The sequence below is a fragment of the Streptomyces sp. NPDC007346 genome, assembly GCF_040703535.1.
GTDB lineage: Bacteria > Actinomycetota > Actinomycetes > Streptomycetales > Streptomycetaceae > Streptomyces.
Genome location: NZ_JBEYKR010000268.1, coordinates 1 through 4,039, shown reverse-complemented (window position 1 = coordinate 4,039; position 4,039 = coordinate 1). Strand labels below are relative to the sequence as shown.

Here is a 4,039-nt window from a genome sequence, read left to right as displayed (position 1 = left end):
GCCCACTCCGCAGGTCTCGCCCGCCGCGTAGAGGCCGGGCACGCCGGTGCGCTGTCCGTCGTCGACGGCGGCGGCCATGGTGCCGTCGCCGGCGTCGACGAGGTCGCAGCCGAGCGGGAGGAGGAGGTCGAGCTGGGGGACGAAGCCCCAGCCGACGCCCACGGTGTCGGCCTCGATCCGGCGCTCCGTTCCCGGGAGCGGGCTGCCGTCCGCGCCGAGGGAGGCGGTACGCACCACGGCGACCCGCCCGTCCCCTGCCCCGCCCCCTTCCGCGCTTCCTTCCGCGCTTCCTTCCGCACCGACGATCGCGGTACGGGTGCGGACCGGGACGCGGTACCGGGCGAGCGTGCCCGCGTACCGGGCGGCCTCCACCCACTTGGCGGGGTTGCGCAGGAGCGGTACGGGGTGGCGCAGCCAGGCCGTGGGCGCGGCGGCCTCGCACACGGCCACGACCTTCGCCCCGCGCGCCGCGAGCGCCGCGGCGACCGGCAGCAGGAAGGGTCCCGTACCGCCGAGGACCACCCGGCGGCCGGCCACCACTCCCCCGCCCTTGAGCAGTGCCTGGAGCCCCCCGGCGGTGAGCACTCCGGGCAGGTCCCAGCCGGGGAAGGGGAGTTGGCGGTCGTACGCGCCGGTCGCCACGAGCAGCGCCGGTGCACGCAGTACGACGGCCCGCTCCTCGGGCGCCCGGCTCCGGTCCACGGCGTGGACGGTGAAGCCGTCCTCCTCGCGGGCCGTGGTCCACACGTGGTGGTTCAGCAGCAGCGTGAGCCGGCCGGTGCGCGCGTGGGAGGAGAGGGTGGCGCGCAGCGCCCGGTAGGTGCGCAGGCCGTGGTGCAGGTCCGCGGTGGGGACGGCCGCTCGCGCGTGGTCCGGGGGGTGGCGCCAGAACTGGCCGCCGGGGGCGGCGCCCGCGTCGACGAGTACGACGCGCAGCCCGCCGTCCAGGGCGGTGGCGGCGGCCGCCATGCCGGCCGGGCCCGCGCCCACCACCACGAGGTCGCCGGATTCACTCATCGTCGCCCTCCTCGGTGGTGACGGCCATGCCCGCGCGGGCCTGCACCAGGCAGGCGCGTTGCCCGCCCGTTCCGTCGACGGTCAGCAGGCAGTCGTAACAGACGCCGATCCCGCAGAAGATCCCGCGAGGCCGCCGCCCGACCCGGGTGGTCCGCCAGGCGACCCGGCCCGAGGCGACGAGCGCGGCGGCCAGGGTCTGTCCCGGGACGAACGGCAGCGGTTCGCCGTCCACGGTGAACTCGCTCACGGCGAACTCGCTCATTTCGGCACACCTCCGGTGGTGAGGAATCGGTCGGGCAGGAGGCCGGTGTGGGCGGCCGGGTCGGCGCCGCGCCAGGGGCGGCCGAGCAGGTGGGCGGTGACCAGGGCGCCGGTCGCGGGGGCGAGGCCGATGCCGGCGCCCTCGTGGCCGCAGGCGTGGACGACGCCCGGGACGCGGGGGTCGGGGCCGATGACCGGCAGGTGGTCCGGGCAGTAGGGGCGAAAGCCCCGGTAGGCGCGGATCAGGTGGGTGGTGCGCAGGAAGGGGAACAGGCGGCACGCCTGGGCGGCGAGCGCGGTGACGACGGCCGGGTTCATGGCGGTGTCGAAGCCGACGCGCTCGCGGCTGGCGCCGATCAGGATCGTGCCCGCCCGGGTGCCCTCGACGACGCACGAGGTCTCCAGGCCCGCGTTGCTGGAGGCGACGTCGGCGACGTAGTCGGCGGAGTAGACCTTGTGCCGGATCATCGGCGGCAGCGGCTCGGTGACCAGGACGAAGCCCCGGCGCGGCAGGATCTCGACGGGGGCGCCGAGCCGTCGGCCGACCTCGCCGCCCCAGGTCCCGGCGGCGTTCACCACGGCGTCGGCGCTCAGCACCGCGCCGTCGGCGGTGCGGAGTCCGGTGATCCGGCCGCCGGGTCCGGTGACCGCGGCGACGGCCTCACCGGTCCGCACCCGTGCGCCGCGCCGGAGGGCGGCGCGCAGCAGGCCGGCCGCCGCGAGGACGGGCTGCACCTGGGCGTCCTGCGGGTAGTGGACGCCGCCGGGGAGTCCGGGCGCGATGTGCGGTTCGAGGTCGCGGACGCGTTCGACGGGTTCGGTGCGGACGCCGGCCGCCGCCTGGCCCGCGGCGAACGCGTGCAGGGTGGTGAGGGCGCCGGGCGTGCTCGCGACGACCAGGCCGCCCTTGGCCTCCAGTTCCACGGTGTCCGGGCCGAGCTCCTCGCCGGCCTCGTCCCACAGGTCGCGGCTGAGCCGGGCCAGCTCCAGTTCGGGCCCCGGCGCCTTGTCGGAGAGGAGGATGTTGCCCTCCCCCCGGCTGGTCGTGCCGGCGCCGACGGGGCCGCGGTCGAGGACCGTGACGTCGAGACCCGCCGCGGCGGCGTGGAACGCGCACGCGGCGCCCACGATGCCCGCGCCCACGACAACGACTTTCATGGCCACCCCCTGCGGTTCAGTGCAATGTCACATGCCATTGCTCAGGCTATACATCCGGACGGCCCGAAGACAACGCCGACGGCGGGGTGACTTCACCTATTCGCACACCCGTACGAATAGCGTTACGCTCGTGCCATGTCCGTACACCTCCAGACCTCGCTCTTCGACCAGGAGGAGGAGGTCTCCGTCCGCCCCCTGAGCGGGCTGCGCCGCACGGATCTGGGCCACGGCGCCTGGATCGACGTACTCCCCCAGTGGCTCCAGGGGGCCGACACCCTGTTCGAGACGCTGGCGGGCGGGGTGGCCTGGCGGGCGGAGCAGCGGGTCATGTACGAGCGCGTGGTGGCGGTCCCGCGTCTGCTCGCCTTCTTCGGCAGGGGCCGCCCCCTGCCGCACCCGGCGCTCGAAGCCGCCCGTACGGCGCTGAGCGCGCACTACGGGGCCGAGCTCGGCGAACCCTTCACCACGGCGGGGCTCTGCTACTACCGGGACGGCCGGGACGGCGTCGCCGGGCACGGTGACACGATCGGCCGGGGCTCCACCGAGGACACCATGGTCGCGATCCTCTCCGTGGGAGCCCCCCGGCACCTGGCGCTGCGGCCCCGTCGTCCGGGCCCCGCCCCCGTACGCCGGCCGCTCGGCCACGGCGACCTGATCGTCATGGGCGGCAGCTGCCAGCGCACCTGGGAGCACGCGATCCCGAAGACGGCACGGGCGGTGGGGCCGAGGATCAGCGTCCAGTTCCGGCCGGACGGCGTGCGCTGAGCGCTCCGGGACCTCGCGGGGACCGTACCGATCGGCCCCGGCTTGGGCGCGCTGCGATCGTGCGGGTCGGGGCCGGGGCTGATTCCGAGGGCGGTGACGGCGGGCCCCACCGTGACGGCCCGCACTGTGATGTGGGTAACTCTCTTCGCCGCAGCACTCGTTGGCGGCGGGCCGCTGACCCGCCGCCGGGCCAGGAGGCGCACGACCGGTCCCGCCCGACCTCGCGGGCGCCCCCTTTCATCCCGGGCGGGCCGCCCAGGGGCCGCGCCCCCTCCGGCGCCGCAGGTCGCCGCCAGGGGGTTCGTGCTCCCGCTCCGGTGCGCGCCGGAGTGAGAGCCTCCGGCACCGGCCACCGGGAGCCGCACCCGACAAGCGCTTACTCATCTGTTGATCTGTCAACTACCGCCCCCTGTAGGCGAGATCAGCCGGTTGCGGCAGAACGGGGGTGTCTGAACCGAGCCGTCTGAACTTCACGAGAACTCCAGCGAAATGGCACGTGTGTGGATATCGTGCACCGGGCGAGGGCGCATCCGTCAGTCCATGGGATCGACGGATGCGTCCCGTTTGTGGGGGTGCGACTGTGACTGGGGGGTTCATGGGGCATGTCGAGATACCGGGGACCGGCATATCCGGGCCGGTGGGGCTCCGGGGCGCGCCGCGCCCCCGCACCGCCGCCTCCCGGAACCGTGCGGCGGCCCTGGAGCAGCTGTGGAGGGCTCCGACGGCGGAGCCCGACCCGGCCGACCGGGCTCCGGCCCGCCGGAGACCTGGCCGCGACCCTGGCCCACGTCACCGCCGACTACTGCGTGATGTCGTTCACCACCGACTGGCGTTTCTC

At 75.3% G+C, this 4,039-nt stretch carries 4 protein-coding genes; 1 reads left to right on the top strand and 3 read right to left on the bottom strand.

What is annotated here, in order from left to right; genetic code table 11:
• From AB0917_RS33805 to AB0917_RS33795, 3 genes are all read right to left on the bottom strand, one after another.
• Nucleotides 1-1,017: FAD-dependent oxidoreductase (locus AB0917_RS33805; protein ID WP_366823534.1), on the bottom strand; the 1,017-nt coding region annotated here is incomplete at its 3' end.
• The gene (locus tag AB0917_RS33800; protein ID WP_366823533.1) at nt 1,010-1,279 is read right to left on the bottom strand and encodes a (2Fe-2S)-binding protein; all 270 of its coding nucleotides are present in this window, start codon (nt 1,277-1,279) and stop codon (nt 1,010-1,012) included. The genes AB0917_RS33800 and AB0917_RS33805, both read right to left, overlap by 8 nt.
• Entirely contained in the window at nt 1,276-2,436 is a 1,161-nt protein-coding gene (locus tag AB0917_RS33795; protein ID WP_366823532.1) for an FAD-dependent oxidoreductase, read from the bottom strand. Before AB0917_RS33795 ends, AB0917_RS33800 begins: the two co-directional genes overlap by 4 nt.
• 135 nt (nt 2,437-2,571) lie before the next feature.
• Here AB0917_RS33795 and AB0917_RS33790 point away from each other — a divergent pair, with 135 nt between their 5' ends.
• Nucleotides 2,572-3,201, top strand: coding sequence for an alpha-ketoglutarate-dependent dioxygenase AlkB (locus tag AB0917_RS33790; RefSeq protein ID WP_366823531.1), 630 nt, complete (start codon nt 2,572-2,574; stop codon nt 3,199-3,201).
• The last annotated feature ends 838 nt before the right edge of the window (nt 3,202-4,039 follow it).

What these genes read in the sequence shown, in the direction of transcription:
- AB0917_RS33800 (WP_366823533.1), bottom strand. Translation starts at nt 1,279, where the DNA reads ATGAGCGAGTTCGCCGTGAGCGAGTTCACCGTGGACGGCGAACCGCTG.
- AB0917_RS33795 (WP_366823532.1), bottom strand. Translation starts at nt 2,436, where the DNA reads ATGAAAGTCGTTGTCGTGGGCGCGGGCATCGTGGGCGCCGCGTGCGCG.
- AB0917_RS33790 (WP_366823531.1), top strand. Translation starts at nt 2,572, where the DNA reads ATGTCCGTACACCTCCAGACCTCGCTCTTCGACCAGGAGGAGGAGGTC.